This is a genomic window from Salegentibacter sp. UBA1130 (assembly GCF_002311535.1).
GTDB classification, from domain to species: domain Bacteria; phylum Bacteroidota; class Bacteroidia; order Flavobacteriales; family Flavobacteriaceae; genus Salegentibacter; species Salegentibacter agarivorans.
In genome coordinates this window covers 113,364-136,480 of record NZ_DCAP01000031.1, presented here as the reverse complement: position 1 = coordinate 136,480, position 23,117 = coordinate 113,364, and the positions used below count along the sequence as shown (strand labels likewise).

The 23,117-nt window shown below is 36.2% G+C and carries 26 protein-coding genes; 13 read left to right on the top strand and 13 right to left on the bottom strand.

What is annotated here, in order from left to right; translation table 11 throughout:
- Positions 1–47 precede the first annotated feature (47 nt).
- Positions 48–1,052 (bottom strand): tetraacyldisaccharide 4'-kinase, encoded by a 1,005-nt coding sequence (lpxK, locus tag B4F31_RS12355; RefSeq protein ID WP_286761408.1) that lies wholly within the window; start codon positions 1,050–1,052, stop codon positions 48–50.
- Between the two features lie 103 nt (positions 1,053–1,155).
- Here lpxK and B4F31_RS12350 point away from each other — a divergent pair, with 103 nt between their 5' ends.
- Both B4F31_RS12350 and B4F31_RS12345 read left to right on the top strand, forming a co-directional pair.
- Complete coding sequence (locus tag B4F31_RS12350; RefSeq protein ID WP_075326214.1) at positions 1,156–2,250, top strand: Nif3-like dinuclear metal center hexameric protein; 1,095 nt, start codon at positions 1,156–1,158, stop codon at positions 2,248–2,250.
- Positions 2,251–2,252: 2 nt separating this feature from the next.
- Positions 2,253–3,032 carry a zinc ribbon domain-containing protein gene (locus tag B4F31_RS12345; protein WP_075326213.1) on the top strand — a complete coding sequence of 260 codons (780 nt, stop codon included), beginning with the start codon at positions 2,253–2,255 and terminating at the stop codon, positions 3,030–3,032.
- A gap of 82 nt (positions 3,033–3,114) precedes the next feature.
- Here the strand turns inward: B4F31_RS12345 and B4F31_RS12340 are convergent, their stop codons facing one another.
- Positions 3,115–3,753 (bottom strand): hypothetical protein, encoded by a 639-nt coding sequence (locus B4F31_RS12340; RefSeq protein WP_286761407.1) that lies wholly within the window; start codon positions 3,751–3,753, stop codon positions 3,115–3,117.
- A 359-nt stretch (positions 3,754–4,112) separates the two neighbouring features.
- Between B4F31_RS12340 and B4F31_RS12335 the strand changes: the two genes are divergently transcribed.
- The 3 genes from B4F31_RS12335 (at position 4,113) to B4F31_RS12325 (ending at position 7,061) form a co-directional block, all read left to right on the top strand.
- Positions 4,113–4,721, top strand: a complete 609-nt coding sequence (locus B4F31_RS12335; protein ID WP_075326211.1) for a hypothetical protein — start codon at positions 4,113–4,115, stop codon at positions 4,719–4,721.
- Positions 4,722–4,724: 3 nt separating this feature from the next.
- Positions 4,725–5,387 (top strand): peptide-methionine (S)-S-oxide reductase MsrA, encoded by a 663-nt coding sequence (gene msrA / locus B4F31_RS12330; RefSeq protein WP_286761406.1) that lies wholly within the window; start codon positions 4,725–4,727, stop codon positions 5,385–5,387.
- A 186-nt stretch (positions 5,388–5,573) separates the two neighbouring features.
- Positions 5,574–7,061, top strand: coding sequence for a potassium/proton antiporter (locus tag B4F31_RS12325; RefSeq protein WP_075326209.1), 1,488 nt, complete (start codon positions 5,574–5,576; stop codon positions 7,059–7,061).
- Here B4F31_RS12325 and B4F31_RS12320 read toward each other — a convergent pair.
- Positions 7,053–8,414 (bottom strand): FAD-dependent oxidoreductase, encoded by a 1,362-nt coding sequence (locus tag B4F31_RS12320; protein ID WP_286761405.1) that lies wholly within the window; start codon positions 8,412–8,414, stop codon positions 7,053–7,055. The genes B4F31_RS12325 and B4F31_RS12320 overlap by 9 nt on opposite strands.
- Before the next feature lie 180 nt (positions 8,415–8,594).
- Between B4F31_RS12320 and B4F31_RS12315 the strand changes: the two genes are divergently transcribed.
- The 7 genes from B4F31_RS12315 (at position 8,595) to B4F31_RS12285 (ending at position 12,982) form a co-directional block, all read left to right on the top strand.
- Positions 8,595–9,704, top strand: a complete 1,110-nt coding sequence (locus tag B4F31_RS12315) for an alkene reductase (RefSeq protein ID WP_286761404.1) — start codon at positions 8,595–8,597, stop codon at positions 9,702–9,704.
- Between the two features lie 105 nt (positions 9,705–9,809).
- Entirely contained in the window at positions 9,810–10,055 is a 246-nt protein-coding gene (locus tag B4F31_RS12310; RefSeq protein WP_075326206.1) for a hypothetical protein, read from the top strand.
- 110 nt (positions 10,056–10,165) lie between these two features.
- Positions 10,166–10,816, top strand: a complete 651-nt coding sequence (locus tag B4F31_RS12305) for a flavin reductase family protein (protein ID WP_075326205.1) — start codon at positions 10,166–10,168, stop codon at positions 10,814–10,816.
- A 148-nt stretch (positions 10,817–10,964) separates the two neighbouring features.
- A complete protein-coding gene (locus B4F31_RS12300; protein ID WP_143083605.1) occupies positions 10,965–11,123 on the top strand; it encodes a lmo0937 family membrane protein in 159 nt (52 codons plus the stop codon).
- Positions 11,124–11,224: 101 nt separating this feature from the next.
- Complete coding sequence (locus tag B4F31_RS12295; RefSeq protein WP_106197114.1) at positions 11,225–11,380, top strand: lmo0937 family membrane protein; 156 nt, start codon at positions 11,225–11,227, stop codon at positions 11,378–11,380.
- Between the two features lie 131 nt (positions 11,381–11,511).
- Positions 11,512–12,270: an SDR family oxidoreductase gene (locus B4F31_RS12290; protein ID WP_286761403.1), complete on the top strand. Its 759-nt coding sequence runs from the start codon at positions 11,512–11,514 to the stop codon at positions 12,268–12,270.
- 37 nt (positions 12,271–12,307) lie between these two features.
- Positions 12,308–12,982 carry a hypothetical protein gene (locus tag B4F31_RS12285; protein WP_075326203.1) on the top strand — a complete coding sequence of 225 codons (675 nt, stop codon included), beginning with the start codon at positions 12,308–12,310 and terminating at the stop codon, positions 12,980–12,982.
- 73 nt (positions 12,983–13,055) lie between these two features.
- Here B4F31_RS12285 and B4F31_RS12280 read toward each other — a convergent pair whose 3' ends face one another.
- Entirely contained in the window at positions 13,056–13,988 is a 933-nt protein-coding gene (locus B4F31_RS12280) for a serine hydrolase (protein ID WP_286761402.1), read from the bottom strand.
- Between the two features lie 53 nt (positions 13,989–14,041).
- The gene (gene kynU / locus B4F31_RS12275; protein WP_286761401.1) at positions 14,042–15,349 is read right to left on the bottom strand and encodes a kynureninase; all 1,308 of its coding nucleotides are present in this window, start codon (positions 15,347–15,349) and stop codon (positions 14,042–14,044) included.
- Between the two features lie 134 nt (positions 15,350–15,483).
- Here kynU and B4F31_RS12270 point away from each other — a divergent pair, with 134 nt between their 5' ends.
- Entirely contained in the window at positions 15,484–16,125 is a 642-nt protein-coding gene (locus B4F31_RS12270; RefSeq protein WP_075326200.1) for an O-methyltransferase, read from the top strand.
- On the opposite strand, the gene B4F31_RS12265 is transcribed toward B4F31_RS12270, so the two are convergent.
- The 8 genes from B4F31_RS12265 to B4F31_RS12230 form a co-directional block, all read right to left on the bottom strand.
- Entirely contained in the window at positions 16,118–16,675 is a 558-nt protein-coding gene (locus B4F31_RS12265; protein WP_075326199.1) for a phosphatase PAP2 family protein, read from the bottom strand. The two genes, B4F31_RS12270 and B4F31_RS12265, sit on opposite strands and share 8 nt — an antisense overlap.
- A gap of 9 nt (positions 16,676–16,684) precedes the next feature.
- Positions 16,685–16,966 (bottom strand): Sec-independent protein translocase subunit TatA/TatB, encoded by a 282-nt coding sequence (locus B4F31_RS12260; RefSeq protein WP_075326198.1) that lies wholly within the window; start codon positions 16,964–16,966, stop codon positions 16,685–16,687.
- A 76-nt stretch (positions 16,967–17,042) separates the two neighbouring features.
- A complete protein-coding gene (locus tag B4F31_RS12255) occupies positions 17,043–19,352 on the bottom strand; it encodes a M1 family metallopeptidase (RefSeq protein WP_286761400.1) in 2,310 nt (769 codons plus the stop codon).
- A gap of 55 nt (positions 19,353–19,407) precedes the next feature.
- Complete coding sequence (locus B4F31_RS12250; protein ID WP_075326196.1) at positions 19,408–19,911, bottom strand: DUF6702 family protein; 504 nt, start codon at positions 19,909–19,911, stop codon at positions 19,408–19,410.
- 27 nt (positions 19,912–19,938) lie between these two features.
- On the bottom strand, positions 19,939–20,739 hold the full coding sequence (locus tag B4F31_RS12245) for a carboxypeptidase-like regulatory domain-containing protein (RefSeq protein WP_075326195.1): 801 nt from the start codon (positions 20,737–20,739) through the stop codon (positions 19,939–19,941).
- Positions 20,720–21,466: a carboxypeptidase-like regulatory domain-containing protein gene (locus B4F31_RS12240; protein WP_075326194.1), complete on the bottom strand. Its 747-nt coding sequence runs from the start codon at positions 21,464–21,466 to the stop codon at positions 20,720–20,722. The genes B4F31_RS12245 and B4F31_RS12240 overlap by 20 nt, the downstream gene beginning before the upstream one ends.
- A complete protein-coding gene (locus tag B4F31_RS12235; RefSeq protein WP_286761399.1) occupies positions 21,467–22,237 on the bottom strand; it encodes a carboxypeptidase-like regulatory domain-containing protein in 771 nt (256 codons plus the stop codon). It lies immediately after the preceding gene.
- A 49-nt stretch (positions 22,238–22,286) separates the two neighbouring features.
- Positions 22,287–23,084 (bottom strand): hypothetical protein, encoded by a 798-nt coding sequence (locus tag B4F31_RS12230; RefSeq protein ID WP_075326192.1) that lies wholly within the window; start codon positions 23,082–23,084, stop codon positions 22,287–22,289.
- Positions 23,085–23,117: the final 33 nt, after the last annotated feature.

Below are 23,117 nucleotides of genomic sequence, written 5' to 3'. Positions count from 1 at the left end.
TATATAGTTTGAATTAGCCAAAATAAAAAATGAGGTGTGAACTCACCTCATTTTTTATGTGCAAAACTCAAAATTTCCTGTTTAAAAACTTCTTCTTTATTAAAAAATGAAGTTTTTACTGGTAAATAAAATAGCTGTCCATTTTCGAAATTCTCGCGTAGTCTAACATAATCTTTCTCGGTGGTTAAAAGCAGTGATTCCTTTTGTAAACGCACTATTTCGGTATTGGTGAAATTATGATGATCGTTAAAAGCGAGGTGTTTAAAATCAAGTTCTTGTGCTTCCAGGTAATCTGTGAGAGGTTTAGGGTTCGCTATTCCGGTAACGAGGGTGAAATTTTTATCCTTTAAACTGCTTAAGGGAGCTATTGTAGTTTCAGAAATAATTTCTTCCCCATAATCAATAAAACTGAAATAAAGCTGCTGATAATTCTGTAATTTAAGCCTAACTCTAATCGATTCCATTTCAGTCTTGGTGAGATTTGGAGGGCACTTGGTAACAACTACTATTTTTGCGCGTTCTGCACCTACTGTAGGTTCGCGTAAATATCCGGTGGGCAGCATAAAATCGTTTACATAGAGATCGCCGTAAGCGGTGAGTAAAATATTGAGTCCAGCCTGTACTTTTCTATGCTGAAAAGCATCGTCCAGTAGAACAATTTCAGCATTTTCTTGCTGAAGCTTTTCAATCCCATTCCGCCTGTCGGCATCTACCGCAATAAGTGCATTTTTAAACTTTCTTTTAAATTGTAAAGGCTCATCCCCTGCTTCTGTGGCAGTTTCCGTTCCGCTTAATAATCTATAACCTTTGCTGCTTCGTTTATATCCACGGCTTAACGTAGCCACTTTAAATTCAGGTAGTAAAAGCTTCAGCAAATATTCTATCATTGGAGATTTTCCGGTTCCTCCTGCATTAAGATTTCCCACACATATCACTGGAAATTTATAAGATTTAGATTTTAGAATTCCAGAGTTATAAAAGAAATTTCTGCTCCAGGTTACAAATCCGTACAACAAAGCAAAAGGAAGTAGCATTTTTCGTAAAATCTTCATACAGGGCAGGCTATAATAATTATATTTGAAGTTGGGCTGAAATTAACTACTACGAAATTAATAAAAAGCAACTCTGCTAAGTCTATAAAAACCAAAAAACAAGATGCTTGTAAAAGAAGTTATTGATATAATTGAAGATTTTGCGCCTACGACGTACGCCGAAGATTTTGATAATGTAGGTCTTTTGGTGGGCGATAAAAATGCTGATGTAACCGGCGCGCTTATCACTTTAGACACCTTGGAGACAGTGGTAGATGAAGCTATTGAAAAAAAATGCAACCTTATTATTAGCTTTCATCCTATTATTTTTTCGGGTTTAAAAAAGCTTACGGGGAAAGACTATGTAGAAAAAACAGTAATTAAGGCCATTAAAAACGATATTGCTATTTATGCCATTCACACCGCGCTGGACAACCAATACAAGGGTGTGAACGATATGATTTGCGAAAAAGTGGGGCTAAAAAACCGGAAAATTTTAATTCCGCGGAAAGACAGCATTAAAAAACTTACCACTTTTGTTCCCAATAAACAGGCTTCAGCAGTAAGAAAAGCGCTTTTTGAAGCTGGGGGAGGAAATATTGGAAATTATGATAATTGCAGCTTTAATTTAAAAGGAGAAGGCAGCTTTAAGCCTAATGAAGAAGCCAATCCGGTAATAGGAAAACGTGGGGAAGTTCATTTGGAAGAAGAAACACAAATTAGTCTTATTTATCCATCTATTATTGAGAAAAAGCTGCTTCAGGCACTTTTTAGCGCTCACCCATATGAAGAAGTAGCTTATGAAGTAAGTGCTTTAGATAACGAAAATCAGCATTTGGGAATGGGAATGTTTGGGGAATTAGCAAGCCCTGAAGATGAAAAAAGCTTTTTAGAACGCATAAAAAACGAATTTAATTGTGGCTGTATAAAGCATTCTCAATTACGCGGAAAACCAATTAAAAAAGTAGCAGTTTTGGGCGGTAGCGGAAGTTTTGCTATAAGTAAAGCAAAAGCTGCAGGAGCCGATATTTACCTTACTGCAGATTTAAAATATCACGACTTTTATAAAGGTGATAAGGACTTCATTTTAGCCGATATTGGACACTACGAAAGTGAGCAATACACAAAAGATTTATTACATTCTTATCTTACAAAAAAAATTAGTAATTTTGCACTTATTTTAGGAGAGACAAACACCAATCCAATCAAGTATATATAACTATGGCAAAAAAGAACGATGTTACTGTAGAAGACAAGTTAAGAGCGTTGTACGACCTTCAACTGGTTGATTCCAGAATTGACGAAATAAGAAACGTACGCGGTGAGCTTCCGCTGGAGGTTGAAGATTTGGAGGATGAAGTAGCCGGATTGAGCAAGCGTTTGGATAAAATGGATGCCGATATTGAGGTAATAGAGAACGATATAAAGAGCAAGAAGAATCTTATTGATGAGTCTAGAGTGACCATGAAGAAGTATGCTGAGCAGCAAAAAAACGTGCGTAACAACCGCGAATTTAATGCGCTTAGCAAAGAGGTCGAATTCCAGGAATTGGAAATAGAACTTGCCGAAAAACACATCAAAGAATACCGCGCTCAAATTGAGCAGAAAAAAGAGGTTATCGAGCAAACTAAGGAACGCCTTGATGAAAGGAAAAAACACCTTGAGCACAAGAAAAGCGAACTTAACGAGATTCTTGCCGAAACTGAAAAAGAAGAGCAAGCACTAATCAAGAAATCTGCAGAATTCGAGAAGAATATTGAAGATCGTTTAGTAAATGCCTATAAAAGAATTAGAAGCAACGTTAAAAACGGACTTGCTATTGTGCCTGTAGAACGTGGTGCTTCTGGAGGTTCTTATTTTACCATTCCGCCACAGGTAATTATGGAAATTGCCGGTAGAAAGAAAATTATTACCGATGAACACAGCGGTAGAATCCTGGTAGACGAAGAACTTGCAAAAGAAGAGCAGGAAAAAATGCAAAATCTTTTCGCTAAAGTTTAATTAGCAGAAAAGAAATACAATAAAAAAAGCCTCCAATTTTGAGGCTTTTTTTATGGTTAATAATTGCTGAGCTGAATTTATTTTAATCGTGACAGTCTATCGCGCAAGATTCAATTGATGTAAACCAACCTTTACCGTTAGTTAAAGCAACTGTAGGAAAACCATTGGTATTAGCACAAACCTGTAAAGCAGCCCTACAATTTTTTAATTGTTCTTGCTGTGAGTATTCTATCATAGCGCCTATCACCGGAGGAGTAACACCTATAGCGGGTTCATCGTGCCATTTGTTTGGCGAGCCGTTAGCGTTACCCGGTTTATACATTAATGATCTAAGCACTTCCCCGGTACTTAATTCTGCATCAAATTTCACGAAACCGTTTTTTAATTCTTCAAAATGTGAAAAAATTAAATACTCATCGGTTTCAGGATTCGTTATTTTAAGTCCTTCTACAGCGTGTTTGTTTTGACTAGCTTCAAAAGATAACTCATTTACGAATTTGAAATTAAAATCCCTATCCTGGCTAATAAATTTAGCGGTTTCACCGGTGTTCTTAAAAATATAAGTAGCCGATTGGATCTTAAGAACGCCGTCATTTTCTAAAGCCAACTCCTTTTCCAATTCCTGATTGGCAGCCGGATTTTCTTCAGAATCTGTACTGCAGGAATGCAGGATAATGCTAAGTACTAAAATACTTAAAAGAGATTGTGTAATTTTTTTCATTTCGATTTTGGTGTTAATTAGTTATTCTATTTTAAATCAGTTAATTTTCGCTAGATCACTGCTTTTCTAACTTAAAAATTTTAGAAGTTACAGGCTGGGTAATGCTATACTTCTAATGTAATTCATTTTTAAACAGTCTCTATAAATTTCCAGCTATAAGCAATTGATTATTATGTAAATCTATTAAAATTTGTTAATTTATTTGAAATTCATTTAATAAATTATTCTAGTTAAATTTTATAATAAGCTGCACCTCTTAAATTACCCAAAATTCAAGGTTTTATATTGATTAACAAGCTTTTCACATTTTTAATCTATTTTAAAGCTACCTTTATTTCTACTAACTAAAACCCTTAATTATGAGATATTATGCAAGCCTACTTTGCCTAATTTTAGTGTTAGTATCCTGTAAAAACCAAGATAAAAACCCGGAAAGTGATCCTGATTTTAAAACGGAACAAACTGAAAATAAAACCACTACAGAGGTAAATACTGAAAATTCTACTTCAGCCAATTCAAATTATAATAAAAGTGAAAAGGAAACCTTAGAAGCGTCAGATACTAATAACAACGAAACCGAAGCATCTTCTTCTATATTAATTGATCCCGGCGCTACTTATATAAAAGTAGATGAAAGCGATGCAAATTGTAGCTGCTACTGTCTGGAATTAGATATGAATAATAATACAGAATTATGCCTGGCTGAAAATGAAATGTTTATCAATGCCAGGTATGCAAAAACAGGGAATTCAGTTAATATATTTTATGTGAGCCCGTCTAACAAAAACACTAATAAAGATCTACCCTGGGAAGATTTTGATACCAATACCCCTATTGCCGTTTTAAGTCCCGCTAAAAATGGTAATATAGAATTGGACTGGAAAGGTTTTTACATAGATGGTGAACTTGCGGTAGATTACGCCATTTATGGCAAAAAAACACTTGAAGGAACTTATAAAAAACAATAATTAATGAAACGATTTTTCTTACCTACATTTATATTCCTTTTGATTTCCTGCGGAAATAACGCCCAGCAAAAAACAGTTACCAAACCCGAAATTGCTAACGCCGATCCTGTGGAAGTACCGGCAGAAAATGGATATGAAAAAGCCTATTTTGCCAGCGGATGTTTTTGGTGTGTTGAGGCAGTTTACGAAAGTATTGAAGGCGTGAAGGAAGCTGTTTCCGGTTATGCCGGAGGGCATACAAAAAACCCAACTTACGAATCCAGCAATACCGGCAAAACCGGTCACGCTGAAGCTGTAGAAGTTATTTACGATCCTGAAATTGTGAATTTTGAAACTTTAGTAGAGGTTTATTTTGGTTCGCAAGATCCTACGCAGGTAAACGGCCAGGGACCCGATATTGGTTCACAGTACCGTTCCATTATTTTTTATCAAAATAAGGAGCAAAAAGATATTATAAACAAGGTGAAAACTGAAGTAGCAAAAGATTATGAGCAACCCATTGCTGCTGAAGTTTTACCATTTCAAAAATTTTGGGTAGCAGAAGATTATCATCAAAATTACGAAAAGAATAATCCTAACAATCCCTATATTCAAAAGGTTTCTATTCCAAGATTAAACCGCTTTAAAGAAAAGTTTCCCGAAATCCTGAAAGATAATTCGCATTAATTTTCGTTTTAAATTTTCTAAACGCTTTTTAATAATAAATATATTCGGCTTTATTTAATAGGGCCGAATATGTATTTTTACAACAGAAAATAGTTTTAGGAAAAACCAGGAAACCTTTCGGCTACAAAACTTCGGTTCACTGATGTATTTTAAATACCACCAACTGATTAAAACAACAGCTAAACAATGAGCATAACAATAGAAAACATTCTCTTAATAGGCTCTCTGTTGTTATTTATTAGTATCCTGGCCGGGAAAACATCTTATCGTTTTGGCGTACCTACCTTAGTACTTTTTCTTGCAGTTGGAATCCTCTCAGGATCAGAGGGAATTGGTGGAATTTATTTTAACGACCCACAACTCGCTCAATTTATAGGAATTGTTGCCCTTAATTTTATTTTATTTTCCGGGGGACTTGATACTAGCTGGAAAACTATAAAACCGGTAATGTGGCAGGGAATTTCTCTTTCCATTCTAGGAGTTTTATTTACAGCGGTAAGTGTTGGCGCCTTTGTTTGGTACATAACAGATTTTACTATTTACGAAGGTTTATTGCTTGGCGCCATTGTTTCTTCTACAGATGCCGCCGCGGTATTTTCCATTTTAAGGGCTAAAAACCTTGCCTTAAAATCTAATTTAAGACCAACCCTGGAGCTTGAAAGTGGTAGTAACGATCCTATGGCCTATTTTCTTACCATTGCCTTTTTAGGTTTGGTGGTGAACCAGGATCAAAGTATTTATAGTATTATTCCGCTTTTTCTTCAGCAAATTTTAATTGGTGCCGCTCTCGGATTTATCTTCGGAAAGTTGAGTAAATTGGTAATTAACCGTATAAAATTAGATTTTGAAGGTTTATATCCCGTTCTCGCTATCGCGCTAATGTTTATTGTATTTTCTGCTACTGATGCACTTGGTGGCAACGGATTTTTAGCGGTTTACTTAAGCGGAGTTTACCTTGGGAACCACAACATTATTCACAAAAAGACAATCATGCGAATGTTTGATGGGCTTGCGTGGTTAATGCAAATTGTACTATTCCTTACTTTAGGATTGCTGGTTTATCCGTCGCACATTGTTCCGGTTATAGGCGTGGGTATTTTTATTTCTGTGTTTTTAATATTTATAGCCAGGCCTCTGGGCGTTTTTTTAAGTCTAATATTCTTTAAAATGAAAATGCGCCGCCGTTGGTATATCTCCTGGGTGGGGCTTAGAGGGGCTGTACCTATTGTATTTGCCACTTATCCGCTACTTGCGGGAATTGAAAAAGCCGATATGATCTTTAACATCGTATTTTTTGTATCGCTAACTTCGGTATTAATCCAGGGAACTACATTATCTGTGGTGGCACGTTGGTTGCACGTGGCTTTACCAATGAAGGCCAAACAAAAATCACCGGTAGATGCATTTATGGCCGATGGGGCTAAATCTTTTTTAAGAGAAATTAATATTCCCGAACAAAACCATTCGGTAGGCAAAAGGATTGTAGAATTACAATTTCCAAAGAAAGCGATAATCGCCATGATTTCAAGAGACGATCAATTTATTACTCCAAACGGAAATACGGTTATTGAAGCAGATGATATGCTGGTTGTTTTAACCGAAGATCACAGAACCATGGAAGGTGTTTATGAAAGCCTGAATATAGAACCAGATTTTGAAGAAAAATTAGAATGAAAAAGCCGGTTTGTTATCCAGTAGGTTAAGAATTTTATTTTCAACTTCAATAGAATCCCATTTATTTTCAATCCCTGAAATCTCCATCACCTCATCCATAATTTTACGTTGATAATCCCCAATTGCCAGAGCTTCAGCATAAGGTTTATCAGAAAAAGTAACCCGGGAATATAACGGTACCCAGGTGTTGGGATGTTTGTTAGAAAACCAGTTTTCAATCTTCTTCCGCAGTAGAAAATCGGGATCTGCAGTTTTGCTGCTCATTTCAATAAAATTACGGTAGCTAAGTTCTGCAATGGCATCTGTATTGGGTTTTCGGGCTTTTTGGTATTCTTCAAAAATACTTTCCCAATCGTCCCCATATTTTTTCATTTTTTGGTTTAATACCAGAATATCCTCAAAACCCGCATTCATTCCCTGCCCATAAAATGGTACAATTGCGTGCGCTGAATCTCCAACCAAAGTCACTTTTTCCCAATAAGACCAGGGATAACATTTTATGGTAACCATACTGCTGGTAGGGTTTTTAAAGAAATCCTTTTTTAAATTTTCAATTTCCTGGTTAATATCTGGAAAATGCTTCTGAAAAAATAGCTCGGCATCGGTTTCGGTCTTGATGCTTTCAAAAGAATTTTCGCCCTCAAAAGGCATAAATAAAGTACAGGTAAAACTACCATCTAAATTAGGCATTGCAATAAGCATAAATTCCCCACGAGGCCAAATATGAAAAGAGGCATTATCCAGTTTATGGCTTCCATCTGGGTTGGGCGCAATGCTCAATTCTTTATAACCAACATTTATAAAATGTTGCGAATAATTAAACCTGCTTTGCCGTTGCATTTTATGTCTAACCCGGGAGAAAGCTCCATCGGCACCAAAAATAAGATCAAATTTATATTCTTTCCACTCCCCTTTTTCACTCTCACCGGTATACAATTTAGCTTCCGCCATATCTATATCCCAAACTTTTTCTTCAAACCTAAAAGTGGTCCCAGCATCTTCGGCCAGGGTGATCATTTTTCGATTTAAAACCCCACGGGAAATAGAATAAATAGCTTCTTCCTCTTTTCCGTATTTCTGAAAATAAAGCGGTTTATCGTTAACGTGCATCGCCCTTTTATCTAAAGGAAGCGCCAGTTTTTTAATTTCATCTTCTATGCCGGCAGCCCTTAAAGATTTCCAGCCGCGGTTAGACATGGCTAAATTTATAGACCTACCGGAAAATTCTACATTTCTAATATCCTTTCTGCGGTCAAATACCTCAACTTCATGGCCGGCTTTTCTAAGAAAAATAGCGAGTAAAGATCCAACCAGGCCTGAGCCAACAATGGCGATTTTTTTGGGTGTTTGCATAAATTCTTGCTGTACATTTTCCAGAAAACGGTTATTAGAAAATGCAATTTTAAGTTACGAATTTACTTATTTCTACTCAATTTAAGGCTCTCTCAGCTATTTAAGAAAAACCTATTTACCATTTAATTAACAGCACTTACTATATGCTTCCCTTAAATTTAATATTAAAATTTATTTAATATGCATAGTACTCAAGCCTTACTAAAATCGGTTACTATTGGAGACCTGGAATTAAAAAACCGGGTTATTATGGCTCCAATGACACGTAATCGCGCTGATAATAAAGATAATGCACCTACCCAGTTACACGCCGAATATTATGCGCAACGCGCCGGTGCCGGACTTATAATCTCTGAAGGTTCTCAAATTTCTGATGCCGCAGTGGGTTATATAAATACCCCGGGAATTTATACCGAAAACCAGGTAAAAGGCTGGGAAAAAGTAACTGAAGCTGTTCACAAAAATGAAGGAAAGATATTTTTACAATTATGGCATTGCGGCCGTATTTCTCACCCTAAATTTCACGATGGAGAAAAACCATTGGCGCCAAGCGCCGTGAATCCAAATACGCAAGCCTATACCCCAGATGGCTTTGAAGACACTGTAGAACCACAGGCGATGAGTGTAGCCAATATAAAACAAACCGTCCTGGATTTTAAACACGCCGCAGAAAATGCCAATCGTGCCGGTTTTGATGGGGTAGAGATTCACGGCTCTAATGGTTATTTAATTCATCAATTTCTCAATAAAAATGCAAATATTAGAACCGATGATTACGGTGGAAGTATCGAGAACCGGGCACGTTTCTTTTTTGAAATTCTTGAAGCGATAAGTGAAGTTTGGCCAGAAAATAGAATTGGAGTAAGGTTTAATCCTTCGCTAAACGACGCCTTTGGAATTACAGCTTCAGAAGAATCAATTGCAACCTTTGATCACCTAATTGAAAAATTAAATGCTTACGATTTAGCGTATTTACACCTCTCTGAACCTTTTACAGATGTTAGCCAGATAGATTACCTGGAAAAAAACATTGCGAAACATTACCGCCCTATTTATAAAGGAAAATTAATGATTAACGCAGACTTTGATCAAGAATCAGGAAATAAAGTTATTGACGAAGGTAATGCTGATATGGTTTCATTCGCTAAACTTTTTATTTCTAATCCCGATTTACCAGAGCGCTTTTCTAAGAATGCACCTTTGGCCGAATGGGATGAAGATACTTTTTATACGCCAGGCCCAAAAGGTTACACAGATTATCCCGAATACGATTCTGAAAAACCTAAATAGGAAATTCTTAATTTTAGATTAAATGTCCTTAAAAGCAGGTTAATTGCAGGAAACGTCTAACCAGAAAAAAGTAAATTTAATATTCAACCCTATAAAACTTAAAATATGGATGAGTCGAAAATTGAACAAATGAGGTCCACTTTGAATAAGCTGGAAGACATTAAAAACAGCCAGGAAAGTATTATTGATAAGATAAATCACGTGATTACCGATTTGTTTCAACATCCCGATAAAGAATTGGAGAAAGCAATGAACAGTGCGCACCAAAAATCTTCAGATAACGTAGATGCGGTTCGTGAGGCTATGGAAGAATATGAAATGAGAATTAATAAACTGGAAAATCAAGGCTAATCAACTTTTAAAGAAAAGCTAATGATTCCAGTCTTAAGATGACTAAAGCATAAATTTGCCGATAACAGGTATTTTTATTTTTAGTCATCTTTTTTATTAAACAGATTCTTATGCAACATATTACTTCAGCAGAAATAGGGGAAATGGAAAAACTTTTCCGTCTCAATCTAATTAATAGTGTAACCGGTTATAAATCGGCTAATCTTATCGCTACAAAATCAGAGGAAAAAGGTGTAAATGTGGCGGTTTTTAGTTCGGTTACTCATTTGGGAAGCAACCCTGCATTACTTGGTTTTATTACCCGGCCAACTAAAGAGGTAGCCCGGAATACCTATAAAAATATTAAAGAGAATAAATATTTTACGGTAAATCATATTCAAAAGGATATGATAGAAAGCGCCCATCAAACCGCTGCTAAATATGATGAAGAAATTTCTGAATTCCAGCAAACCGGCCTGGAAGAAGAATATCTGGACAATTTTTTTGCACCCTATGTTAAGCAGTCTAATATAAAATTAGGATGCGAATACGTGAATGAATACTACATTAAAGAAAATGAAACGGTAATGCTTATTGGCGCTATTAAGCATATTTATTTTGATGAAAGTATACAGGCGCCAGATGGCTGGTTGAGGTTGGACGATGCAGAGACTGTGGCTATAAATGGTTTAGATGGTTATGCCCTTCCTAATCTTTTAGATCGCTTTCATTACGCCAGGCCGGGCCAGGAGATCAAGTCGTTTTTTAGGAAAGAAGACTAACCAATTCTAATTAAACTCACTGCACAGATTACCTATATATCTATATTATTCAAAAATTTTAACATTTGAGTTAAACACTAGTTAAAAGCTATTCTTTCAAGTAACATATTCTATAAATTCGTTCATAGCTAATTATTAAAACTATAATATGAGGGATTTAATTTGGCTTATTGTAGTTATCCTTATCATAGGATGGCTTATAGGATATTTTGGATTTGGGGAAGCCGTAGGAAACCTAATCCATATTTTATTAGTCCTGGCCATAATTGGTATTTTATATCGTTTGGCGACCGGTAGAAGACTGTAAACCAAAAATTTATATTTTTCAGTCTTTTTAAAACACGAATTTATTTATTAACTTGTATAAACAATTAACCAACGTAGCATAGCTACACAAAACCAACCAGTATGAGAGATTTAATATGGCTTATCGTAGTATTATTAGTAATAGGATGGCTTATTGGCTATTTTGCATTTCCAGATTTGGGAAGCATAATCCACATTCTAATTGTTATAGCCGTTATCCTAATTTTGTATAAATTATTAACCGGGCGCCGCCTGTAAGTAAGAATTTTTTCGAATCTTATAAACCCTTTGAGAACATCAAAGGGTTTTTTTTGTTAATCATCTAATCCTAAAAGCTTTCCCATATCCTATTTACCAGCTAAACCTTATCTTCGAAATTAAAAACTAATATGTGGAACTTAAATAATAAATATGCCCTGATTACCGGTGGCACTAAAGGAATAGGTAAAGCTGCAGTTCTGGAATTCCTGGAATTGGGAGCAGAAGTACTCTTTATTTCCAGGACACAAAAGGATATTGACCTTGTTTTAGAGGAATTAAAAGAATACGATAAAAAAATCTACGGAATGGTAGCTGACGTTACCGTAGCAGAAGACCGGCAAAAAATGCACAATTTTATTGATAAAGTCTGGGGCAAATTGGATATTCTGGTAAATAATGCCGGGATAAATATCAGGAAAAAAGCAAATGATTATTCTGAAGAAGAGTTTAGAAAAGTAATGGAAATAAACCTTAACGCTCCTTTTCAACTAAGCCGAAAACTTCACTCCCTACTTCAAAAAAGTGGCAGTGCAAAGATTGTAAATGTCGCCTCTTCTGCAGCGCTGCAGGATGTTGGTACTGGTACGCCTTATGCAATGTCTAAAGCTGGATTATTACAGCAAACAAGAAGTCTTGCAGTAGAATGGGCCGCAGATGGAATTCGGGTAAACGCAGTATCACCCTGGTTTACGGTTACGCCACTCACCCAGGGACTTTTAAGCGAGAGCGATAGAATGGATCCTATTATTAGAAGAACTCCTTTAAAACGAGTTGCAGAAGCTGGCGAAATTGCTTCGATTATTGCTTTCCTGGCAACGGACAAATCGTCTTATATCACCGGGCAAAATATTATCGCAGATGGTGGAATGAGCATTAATGCAATATAAACCCAGTTTTTTGTATCTTTAATGGAAAACCAACACCATGAAAAAACTACTACTTGTTACTTTTCTATTTTCAGTATTTATAAGCTGTAAAAATAACGAAACCAAAATAGGACAGGAAGTTGATACTGAAGCCGAAAAAAGCATTGAGCAACAAATAGCCGAAGCACACGGATTAAATAATTTTGAAGAAGTTGAGGAAATTCAATTTACTTTTAATGTAAAGGTTGGGGATTCACTTAGAACCAGCCGGGAATGGACCTGGAAACCCAAAACCGACGAGATTAGACTTACCGAAGGTGATATTAGCCGCACTTACACCAAAACCGGCGATATTGCTGAAGAGGATAAAGATATAGACCAGAAGTTTATCAATGATTCTTACTGGTTTCTCTTTCCATTCCAAATGGTGTGGAGTGACGCTGAAATTTCTGAAGAAAAAACCGGCCTTGCACCAATTAGTAAAAAAGAGATGAAATATCTCGAGGTTTCTTATAAAGGTGAAGGCGGCTATACTCCTGGTGACACTTATGTAGTTTATTACGAAGACGATTATTTATTAGAGGAATGGATCTACAAATCTGCAGATGGGCAACGGGAAATGCCTACTACCTGGGAAGATTTTGAAGATTTTCAGGGCTTAAAAATTTCTAAATCCCATAAATCTCCCGATGGTAGCTTTGAATTGTTCTTTACCGATATTGTAGTAAAATAAAGATTGAAATAAAAAAGCCACGAACTCATTAATCGCTGAATTCGTGGCTTTTTATTTTTTCTAAAAAGAGGTTTTAATATTTTAAACCGCTCAAAATTTCTCCGGCTCCTTCTGCCGGTTTCCAGTTAGAATCGGGTTCAAAATAGTTCCATAATAAATTTGAAATCTCCCTTTGTAATTGCCAGGCTTCGTTATCGTCATCCCAGGATTCATCTTCATTATTCTTTGTGGCTATATAACACACATAATCTCCAGAAGGCCCATTAACCATAAAAAGTTCAGACCTGGATTTATTGACCATTCCTTGTTTTGCCGCCACCTGTATATAAGGCGGCACTTGTGATAAAGCATAATCCTGGTAAAAAGAATTACCGAGCAACCTATACATTTCGTCACTTGCTGCAGCACTTACCAATTCTCGTTTTCTAATTTGTTCTAGAATTGAAGCCATTTCTCGCGGAGTAGTTTGTCCCCAGCCATATTTTTCCCAGTCTTTATCACGACCTTCTGTTCTTGAGTTTACCCGGGTGTGCTCTAGGCCAAGTTCGGTCATTAATTTATTAATAGCTTCTCCACCACCGGCAAGTTCCTGGTTCCATAAAGAAGTTACATTATCACTGTAACTAATCATTAAGGCCACCAAAGTTCTAAGATCGGTTGTAGTGCTATCTTTATAGAACTGCATCAAACCCGAACCGCCATAAATTCTATCTTCTGAATAAACCAGTGAATCTCTATAGCTTAATTCTCCCCCCTCAATTTTATCAAAAATCTTTACCAGGATAGGCACTTTTACTATACTGGCGGTAGGGAAAATACTATCGGCGTTTATGGCAGCTTCTTTTCCCGTTTTTAAGTGTTTCACATAAACACCAACATCACCTTTAAATGATGCTGTTAATTCTTCTAATTTCTGCTCAAGAATTGAATCAACTTCAACCTGTTGAGCGATATTTTCAGCAATAAAAAAAATCGCTATAAGAGTAGTAAGTATTAGCTTTCTCATTTTGCAATGAATTATTTTAAATCCAGGTTAATTTATTTCAATTTAAAACATTTTTAATCTCTTTTCGAAACTCTATCTTCTTTGGTCTTTTTAAGAATTCCATTCTTCAAAATTTGCCCAAGTTGGTACATATCTTCAAAAGAACAATAAAATGGTGCTGGAGCCAGCCTGATTACATTCGGTTCTCGCCAGTCAGTTATTACGCCGTTTTCCATTAAATAATTAAATAATTCCCTTCCTTCCCCGTGTAAAAATACCGAAAGCTGGGTACCGCGCTCTTCCTTATTCGAAGGAGTAATTATTTCAAAACTACTCTCCACTTCCTTGTCAATTTCGTGTAAAACAAATTCAAGGTACGCAACGATCTTATTTCGTTTTTCTATTAAAGCCGGCATTCCCACTTCATCAAACATTTCTAACGAAGCCAAATATGGTGCAAGTGCCAAAACCGGGGCATTAGAAATTTGCCAGGCATCGGCACCGTTTTCGGGTTGAAATTCTGGTTCCATTAAAAAGCGACGTTCTTTGTTATGTCCCCACCAGCCTTCAAAACGCGGAATGTCTTTTTGGTTGTGATATTTTTCATTTATAAAACATCCGGAAGCATTTCCCGGACCACTATTCATATATTTATAACTGCACCAGGCAGCAAAATCAACCTTCCACTCACTAAGTTTAAGCTCAATATTTCCGGCGGCGTGGGCAAGATCCCAACCTACAAAAGCGCCAACTTCGTGTCCCGCTTTTGTGATTTTTTCCATCTCTAAAACCTGTCCAGTATAGTAATTTACACCCCCAATTAAAACCAAAGCGCACTCCTCTCCTACTTCATTGATCTTTGCTATAATATCTTCAGTTCTAAAATTATTTTCACCATCGCGCCTTCTAATTTCAACAATAGCGTCTTTGGGATCATACTCGTGAAAACGCACCTGGCTCGAGATCATATACTGGTCACTGGGAAAAGCTTTTTCTTCACATATAATTTTATAGCGTTTTCCTTCAGGTCTATAAAAGGAAACCATTAGTAAATGCAGGTTTACCGTAAGGGTATTCATTACCGTAACCTCAGCTGGTTTAGCACCAACAACTTTAGCTAGTTTTTCTGAAAACCTTTCGTGATAGTCCCACCAGGGTTTTTCGGCATAGAAATGACCTTCTACGGCAAGATTTGCCCAATCGGTCATTATTTCGTCTACATATTTTTTTGCTGATTTTGGTTGAAGACCAAGTGAATTTCCGGTGAAATAAATCACATTTTTCCCTTCGTGCTGTGGGAAAATAAATTGGTCACGATATGATGCTATTTTATCCTGGGAATCCAGTTCCCGGGCATATTCAAGTGTATTTTGAAATTGCATGTGTGGTTTTAGTTTGAAGTAAAAATACAATTTATTGGCAGAAATCACCCGAAGTGAAAACCAATTGGTATTTGTGTAGAAAGCTATTATTTTAAAAACATTAAATTCTCTAAATTTGGTAAAAATTGAATCTTATGCATTTTCTTCCTGAAGCCATAGACCAGTATATTTTAGAACATTCGGCTAAAGAACCTGAGTTTTTGGCAAAGCTTAATCGCGAAACCAATCAAAAAGTTTTGCAACCACGAATGTTAAGCGGAAATTATCAGGGAAGAATTTTAAGCCTTATTTCAAAAATAATAGCTCCAAAAACTATCCTGGAAATTGGTACTTACACGGGTTATTCCGCTTTATGCCTGGCTGAAGGTTTACCCAAAGAGGGAATTTTGCATACCATAGATATCAATGAAGAATTATACGATTTTCAGCAGAAATATTTCCAGGCTTCAGAATACAAAAATCAGATTAAGCAATATATTGGAGATGCTCAGGAAATAATTCCGCAAATTGAGGAGAAATTTGATTTAGTTTTTATTGATGCCGATAAGCCTAACTATCCCGCATATTTCGATTTAATTATTGAGAAAATGAATCCCGGCGGAGTAATATTATCTGACAATGTTCTATGGAGCGGTAAAGTTGTAGAACCGGTTAAAGCTGAAGATGAATCTACACAAGCCCTTTTAAAATATAATAAAATGCTGGCGGAAGATGAACGCGTAGAAACGGTGATTTTGCCTATTCGCGACGGATTAACTTTAACGCGCGTTAAATAAAGCGTTTTCCTGAACGTTGGTAGAGCATAAAGAAAATAATTGCGAAAATAATTCCTACAGCCGCACCTACTAATACATCACCGGGATAGTGAACGCCTACATAAATTCGACTCAACATAAATAATAACGGCCAGATAAGTACTACCCAAATCCAGGGGTATTTATCTTTTAGTGAAAGGATGAAAAATAGGGCCGCAGCGGCAGAAACCGCAGAATGCCCGGAGAAAAAACTATAGTTATCTGGAGTTTGCAGGATTCTAATAACATCAGCAATTTCGGGTTGATTGTTAGGCCTAAGACGTAAAAAAAAGTTTTTAACAACGTTGGTAAAACCATAAGTTGAAAGCGCCGTTGCAAGAATAAAAAAAGTGGTAAAAAGTGCCTTTTTCCAGTGAAAAGCCACAAAATAAAGAATAAAAAAAGTGATATAAAGCGGGATCCAGTTTTGGATAGTAGTTACGGTGATCCAAAAATTATCGTAAGTTTCAATTCCCAGTCCGTTGAGATAAACAAACAGCTCACGGTCCCATTGTTTTAGCTGTTCTAACATAAATAGTAATTAAAATCTACGTTTTACTGAACCGGTAATCTCGTCAATATCTTCTTTCACTTTATCTATCTCTCCTCTCACATCTTTAGAAATATCGGTATCAATGCCTTGCTTTTCGGCACTTTTCTGAATTTCTGTTTTAATGTCGTTAGAGGCATTACGAAGCATTTTCATCCCTTTACCCATACCACGGGCAATGTCGGGAATCTTATCGGCACCAAAAACCATTACCAGAATAAACAGGATAAAGGCAATTTCGGCACCACTAATAAAAAGAGGTATGATGTTCATAGCAAAACAAATATAGCCACAAATTTAAGTATAAAAAAAGCCGACTCGTTAAAGTCGGCTAAATTTATTTTAGATTTTAGTTTCCAAGGCTCTCCTTGAATTCTTCAAATTTACTGGTAGTTTCTTCTTTAGGCCAGGTATTGTTGTTTACATCAACATCGGCGGTTTCTAAATTTGGATCTACCACCATTTTTACGATTTCCTTATTGGTAGCAATAGCTTTTGTAGCTACCTCATCGTTCATTCTCCAAAGCTGTACGGGATATCTTTTCATTTCGGTAGAACCATCGGCGTAAGTGAATTCTACTATTAAAGGCATTGGGATTCCACCCGGTTTTTCAAAAATTACCTGGTAGAAATATTTAGGATCTTTTAATTTCCTTCGTTCTTCTTCAGAAAAATTATCCATCACATACTCTTTTAAAGTAGATGAATTCTCTAAAGCAGATTTTCCCTTTAAGTTTTCATCAAACTCTTCACTATCTTCTTCTACTACATAAATTGCATCAATTTCTTCAGGATCTGCGCCGTAACGTTTCAGGAATTCTTTTCCTTCTTTCGTAGCATTATCTGTAACATAAAGCTTCTTCACTTCTTTAATTCCCATATCTACATTATGGGTAGTATAAAACCATCCTCTCCAAAACCAGTCTAAATCTACGGCTGAAGCATCTTCCATTGTTCTAAAGAAATCTTCAGGGGTGGGGTGTTTAAACATCCAACGATGAGCAAATGTTTTGTAGGCGTGGTCAAAAAGCTCGTGTCCCATTACAGTTTCTCGCAAAATATTTAGCGCGGTTGCCGGCTTACCGTAAGCGTTATTTCCTAACTGGTAAACATTCTCTGGATTAGACATAATTGGTGCGATATACTTTTGATTCCCTTTCATATAAGGAACAATTTTCGCCGGAATTCCTCTTCGAGATGGATATTGCTCTAAAGGAGTAATAGCTTCGGGATATTTTTCTCCAAATTCCTGCTCGGCAAGATACTGGCTAAAGGTGTTTAAACCTTCGTCCATCCAACCCCACTGGCGTTCATCACTGTTTACAATCATTGGGAAGAAGTTATGTCCAATTTCGTGAATAATTACACTTATCATCCCAAATTTAACTCTATCGGAATACGTTCCATCCTCATCGGGACGACCATAATTCCAGCAAATCATTGGATATTCCATTCCCTGGTTTCTAGCGTGAACCGAAACCGCTTTATGATATGGATATTGAAAAGTTTGCTTAGAATAAGATTTTAAAGTGCTGGCTACTGCCTTTGTAGACCATTCTTCCCAAAGAGGATTTCCTTCTTTAGGATATAAAGAAACTGCCATTACATCTTTACCACCAACATCTGTAGCCATCATATCAAGAATAAATTTTCTTGAAGTAGAGAATCCAAAATCTCTAACCATTTCGGCCTTATATTTCCAGGTTTTGGTTTTATTAGAAAAAGACTTTTCGGCTTCTTCGGCTTCAGCTTGAGTTCTAACTATTACAGGCTTATCGTAAGATTTCTTTGCCTTTTCATAACGGCTCATCATTTCTTTGGTATAAACATCCTTGCGGTTTTGAAGTTCTCCTGTAGCCTCCATAATATGATCTGCAGGAACGGTAATATTCACTTCGTAATCACCAAAAGGAAGGGCAAACTCACCACTGCCCCAAAATTGCATATTCTGCCAGCCTTCAACATCGTTATAAACCGCCATTCTTGGGAAGAATTGTGCAATTACATAAGCATTGTTACCATCTTTAGGAAAATGCTCATAACCACTTCTAGCCCTATCGGTAATATGGTTATTGATGTTGTACCACCATTTCATTTCAAACTCAAAAGATTCACCGGGCTCTAAAGCCTCTTCCAAATCTATTCTTAACATCGTTTGATTTATGGTGTAATTTAATTTATCGCCATCGTGAGTTAAACCTACAATATTGAAACCGCCGTCAAACGACTCTTCCATATGCTGACTTACAAAACGTTGTGGAGTAGCCACGGGACTCATTCCACTAGGATTTCGCTCTAAAGCCGGTGCATCTTTCTTACGTACGTTTTGGTCTAATTGCACCCACAAATACTCTAGTTTATCGGGAGAATTATTATAATAAGTAACCTCGGCCTCACCATCTAAACGGGTATTTTTATCGTCCAAAACGATATCCATTTTATAGTCGGCCTGGTTTTGATAATAAGCTTCTCCGGGAGCTCCGGCACCGGTTCGGTATTGATTGGGAGTTGCGAAAGTCTCGTAAAGTTGTTTAAACTTATTGTTATTCTCGTGACCTTCCTGTTTTGGTTGCTGCTCTTCGGCTTCCGATTCCTGGGCCTGAAGACCGCTTACAAAAAGCATCACTAAAGCGAAACTTAAGAGTCTTAATTTGTTCATCAATTATGTTTTAATTTAAAGATTGCTAAAAATAAATATTTTAATCAGGTTTTCCTTAAGGAAATGTGAGTTTTTCTGTCTCTTGCTGCCGCATAAGTAATAAACTTTTGGTTTTGTTATTTACTTTTACGTGCACCACATTTTTCTGGTCATCAAACAAATCGGTTAAAATCTCGTTGGTGACTTCAATTTCATCAAAAGCAGCTACGTTTTCCACTTCAATATAAAGCACCAGTTGATCGGCATCGTATTCTTTTCCCAAATAATTAAGCTGAAGCTCTTCGCCATCTATTTTCAACCTTAATTTCTGATTAAGATATTTAGAGATATGTTCAGTTACGGCGCCTTCTTCTGCTTCTTGAGAAAGCTGAATATCGGCATCAAAACGTTCGTTTAAAACATTCTGAAAATCGTCTATAAAAACCCTGGTAATAATTTGTAAACTTTGCTCCTCGTTATTGTATTCAATCTCTGTAACACTTAGGTAAAACTCGTGAGCGCCAGATTTAAATGCTGAAAGCAAAAAAAAGCTGGCCAGGATTAGGCTTATTTTTCTCATTAATCTTTTTCTCTTCTATAACAAATATTAATCCAAAGCACCTAAAGCTTTAAATTCAACTGATTTGGATTGAAAAAATTCATATAATTCTAAAGGATTTCCAAGAAGAATTTCCAAATCATAATTTTCTGCACAATAATACACAAAATTCATCACCGCACTTTTCGCTATTCCGAAGTCTTCAATTAGCGTATTTTCAGGAATTAAATAAATGGCTTTTTCAATAGTAAATTTAAATTCGTCATTTGTTTTTCTCTTCTTTAACCACGCCGTTCTACCACTAATCCCGTTTATAACCGGGTCTAAAGGTATCGTTCCGGTTAATACCCCCAAAATACTAAGCCTGGTGCCACCGGGACCTGTTGTAGCGGTATATAATTGCCTTTCTACCTGAGATGGAGGCGGTTTTCTGCGCATTGGTGCATTTAAATCGAATTTATTAAAAGTTTCAATTTCTGAAATATCTTTCGCCAGACTTCCTGAGAGCTTATGAAGTTTTACTTCATCTAATTCAGTAAGATCTTCCTCCAGTTTAATTGTAAAATTGTTCTGCTGAAGTTTTTCACGATCTATTACAATCGTTTTCTTTTTGTATTGAACCGAAGAAAAAACTAAAGAATCACCTTTGTTTACCGCTACAGAAAAATGACCTGAAAGTTCACTAACTCCACCTTTTTGCCGGGTAATGTTAATTATGTGAACCGGAGATAAAAGTGGTTCTTCGGTAATTATTTGGCCTGAAAAAATAGTTTCTTGCTGGGAAAACCCAGCAAAAGGTAGCAACAGTATAAAGAAAAAATTAATGCTTTTAATCCTTGATAAACTCATTATATTCTGGAAGCTTTTCTTTAAGAAATTCCATTAGAACCAGGGGATCATTTTTTTTGACTAATTCTTCAAAATTTGGTTTTAAGCTACAATAGTAGAGAAAATCCATAATTTTATTCAAGGGTAAAAGCAAGGTTTCAGTAAAGTACTCATCAGGCACAAATTCCCTGGCCTTATAAACCAGTGCACTTACTCTGTTATTTTCTATAGCTTTTTTAAGTTTTTCCCTTTCTCCAGAAAGCGCTCCAAAAATGAGACCAACAGGATCCATAGGACTGCTCATTGCAACCAATTTGCGCTCTTCAATACTTAGTGGTTCTCTATCAGAAAGGGCAAAACCAATGATTCGTGGATCAAAGGTTTTAATTTCTTCAATATCACTTGCCAGGTTTCCGCTTAATTGGTGCAACCTAACTTCGTCTAATTCTGTAAGGTCTTTTTGCAATTCAACTTTTAAAACTTTGGAAGATAAAATTTCAGCAGTAATTAAAATTTCTTTTTTCTGAAATTGTACTGATGAAAATAATAGCAAATCATTTTCTCTTACTTCTATAGAAAATTCACCGTTTGCTTCGGTTACCGTGCCTTTTTCAGCAGTAATATTTATAATATGAATTGGTGCTTCAATAGAATCAGCAAGAATTTCCCCTTTTAGTAGTACACGATCCTGGGAAAATAAATGAGCTGAAAAAATAAGTAGAAATACAAGAAAGAAACTGCTTTTCATCTATTCAGCTATAAGTTTGCGGTAAGATTCACTTTTATTTTCCAGAAACACCACAAGTTCTAAAGCGTGTTCTTTTTTTAAAAATTTTTCCTGAAAACCATTTTCAAAAATATAGGTTAGAAAGTTCATTATATGAGGGGTATCAATTTTTAAATGATTATTAAAGAAATAATCGTCAAACCTGTTACGCAGATTATTTACAATCTCTTTTTCCCTTTTAGCAGGTGATTTAGATTTGGCTCCTATTATGCCAAAATTTGGTTTTCCTATTATTAATCCCAGCAACCCTAAAATATTCGCTCCCGCCGGTGCATGGGTTTGGCTGGCATTAAATGCTGCGTTAGGCGTACCTCGTGGAATCACGCTAGTAGGGGAAGGCGGCACATTAATAACCGGCATATTTATTACCTTAATATTGGCAATATCTTCTTCCAGGTTTCCACTAAGATTATGAACCCTTACCTGTTCGAGTTCGGTTAGGGCAGGAAGTAATTTTATATTTAGTGTTTCTTCATTAAGAATTTTAGAAGTAATCTTTATTTCTTTTCGCTGAAATTGCACCGAAGAAATTAACAGCAAATCGTTTTCTGAAACTTCTATCTTAAAATTTCCCGCTTTATCGCTTACACTGCCCTTTTCTTGTGTTATGTTAATGATGTGAATAGGAGCTTCAATACTATCGGCTTTAATTTTACCGGTGAGCTGTATTTTTTCCTGGGCACTTACTGCAAGTACAAAAAAACACGATAAAATAGATAAAAAATATTTCATTGATTGATGTTGATGATGAATAATGATGATTGATGAAGGTTTTTAAGTATTATTCCCGAGCGTGAAATGCTTTATATTCTTTACTTTTTTCTATTAGAAATTCAATTAGGTTTAATTCGTTTCCGTCTTCCAATAAGTCATTATCTAAACCGTGATCTGTAACGTAGTAAATAAAATCATTTATTTTATCTTTTTCAATATCCAGGTTGGTTCTAAAAAACTCATCGTCATAAAGATCCCGTAATTTTTCGTCGAGTTCCTGTTTCGTAAAAGGATTGTTTTCAACCTCAGCCCCTACAAGGAATTTAAAGATGTTCACAAAGTTGAGTCCGTTTACCAGCCTGGTATTTCCGGCAGCCAGAGCTGCATTTCTTCCGGGCCCCATTAAAGAATCGGGTTGTCTTCTAACATTCAAGGCTTCCAATTCGGCTGCAGAATACCGAGGAACATCTGGGTCACTAACAGCAATTCGACTAACATCTACCCTAATATCTCCAGAAAGTTTATTATCAGATAACAGCACCTCTGGCAGTTCGGTAACAGATTCTGTTAGAAAAACATTCATTTCACCAGAATTTATAACGCCTTCTTCTACAACTACTCTAAATTCTTCAAATTGAATGGAAGAAAATACTACCGTATCATTAAGCGCAACACTTAACTTAAATTCCCCGTCGGGATTAGATATGGTACCGCGTGCGGTGTTTCGGTTAAAAATGGTCATTCCCTCTGGAGTATCTTCTTCAGGAACAATAATTTTACCGTTTACCAGAGTGCGTTCCTTCTCCTGGGCAATTAAAATACTGCTGAATAAAATAAAAATAATAAAAAATGTATTCTTTAACATAGTTGTGGTTTTCCTATTAATAAAGTAACAATT

Coding starts and splice junctions, on each gene's coding strand:
- lpxK (WP_286761408.1), bottom strand. CDS start 1,052: ATGAAGATTTTACGAAAAATGCTACTTCCTTTTGCTTTGTTGTACGGA.
- B4F31_RS12350 (WP_075326214.1), top strand. CDS start 1,156: ATGCTTGTAAAAGAAGTTATTGATATAATTGAAGATTTTGCGCCTACG.
- B4F31_RS12345 (WP_075326213.1), top strand. CDS start 2,253: ATGGCAAAAAAGAACGATGTTACTGTAGAAGACAAGTTAAGAGCGTTG.
- B4F31_RS12340 (WP_286761407.1), bottom strand. CDS start 3,753: ATGAAAAAAATTACACAATCTCTTTTAAGTATTTTAGTACTTAGCATT.
- B4F31_RS12335 (WP_075326211.1), top strand. CDS start 4,113: ATGAGATATTATGCAAGCCTACTTTGCCTAATTTTAGTGTTAGTATCC.
- msrA (WP_286761406.1), top strand. CDS start 4,725: ATGAAACGATTTTTCTTACCTACATTTATATTCCTTTTGATTTCCTGC.
- B4F31_RS12325 (WP_075326209.1), top strand. CDS start 5,574: ATGAGCATAACAATAGAAAACATTCTCTTAATAGGCTCTCTGTTGTTA.
- B4F31_RS12320 (WP_286761405.1), bottom strand. CDS start 8,414: ATGCAAACACCCAAAAAAATCGCCATTGTTGGCTCAGGCCTGGTTGGA.
- B4F31_RS12315 (WP_286761404.1), top strand. CDS start 8,595: ATGCATAGTACTCAAGCCTTACTAAAATCGGTTACTATTGGAGACCTG.
- B4F31_RS12310 (WP_075326206.1), top strand. CDS start 9,810: ATGGATGAGTCGAAAATTGAACAAATGAGGTCCACTTTGAATAAGCTG.
- B4F31_RS12305 (WP_075326205.1), top strand. CDS start 10,166: ATGCAACATATTACTTCAGCAGAAATAGGGGAAATGGAAAAACTTTTC.
- B4F31_RS12300 (WP_143083605.1), top strand. CDS start 10,965: ATGAGGGATTTAATTTGGCTTATTGTAGTTATCCTTATCATAGGATGG.
- B4F31_RS12295 (WP_106197114.1), top strand. CDS start 11,225: ATGAGAGATTTAATATGGCTTATCGTAGTATTATTAGTAATAGGATGG.
- B4F31_RS12290 (WP_286761403.1), top strand. CDS start 11,512: ATGTGGAACTTAAATAATAAATATGCCCTGATTACCGGTGGCACTAAA.
- B4F31_RS12285 (WP_075326203.1), top strand. CDS start 12,308: ATGAAAAAACTACTACTTGTTACTTTTCTATTTTCAGTATTTATAAGC.
- B4F31_RS12280 (WP_286761402.1), bottom strand. CDS start 13,988: ATGAGAAAGCTAATACTTACTACTCTTATAGCGATTTTTTTTATTGCT.
- kynU (WP_286761401.1), bottom strand. CDS start 15,349: ATGCAATTTCAAAATACACTTGAATATGCCCGGGAACTGGATTCCCAG.
- B4F31_RS12270 (WP_075326200.1), top strand. CDS start 15,484: ATGCATTTTCTTCCTGAAGCCATAGACCAGTATATTTTAGAACATTCG.
- B4F31_RS12265 (WP_075326199.1), bottom strand. CDS start 16,675: ATGTTAGAACAGCTAAAACAATGGGACCGTGAGCTGTTTGTTTATCTC.
- B4F31_RS12260 (WP_075326198.1), bottom strand. CDS start 16,966: ATGAACATCATACCTCTTTTTATTAGTGGTGCCGAAATTGCCTTTATC.
- B4F31_RS12255 (WP_286761400.1), bottom strand. CDS start 19,352: ATGAACAAATTAAGACTCTTAAGTTTCGCTTTAGTGATGCTTTTTGTA.
- B4F31_RS12250 (WP_075326196.1), bottom strand. CDS start 19,911: ATGAGAAAAATAAGCCTAATCCTGGCCAGCTTTTTTTTGCTTTCAGCA.
- B4F31_RS12245 (WP_075326195.1), bottom strand. CDS start 20,739: ATGAGTTTATCAAGGATTAAAAGCATTAATTTTTTCTTTATACTGTTG.
- B4F31_RS12240 (WP_075326194.1), bottom strand. CDS start 21,466: ATGAAAAGCAGTTTCTTTCTTGTATTTCTACTTATTTTTTCAGCTCAT.
- B4F31_RS12235 (WP_286761399.1), bottom strand. CDS start 22,237: ATGAAATATTTTTTATCTATTTTATCGTGTTTTTTTGTACTTGCAGTA.
- B4F31_RS12230 (WP_075326192.1), bottom strand. CDS start 23,084: ATGTTAAAGAATACATTTTTTATTATTTTTATTTTATTCAGCAGTATT.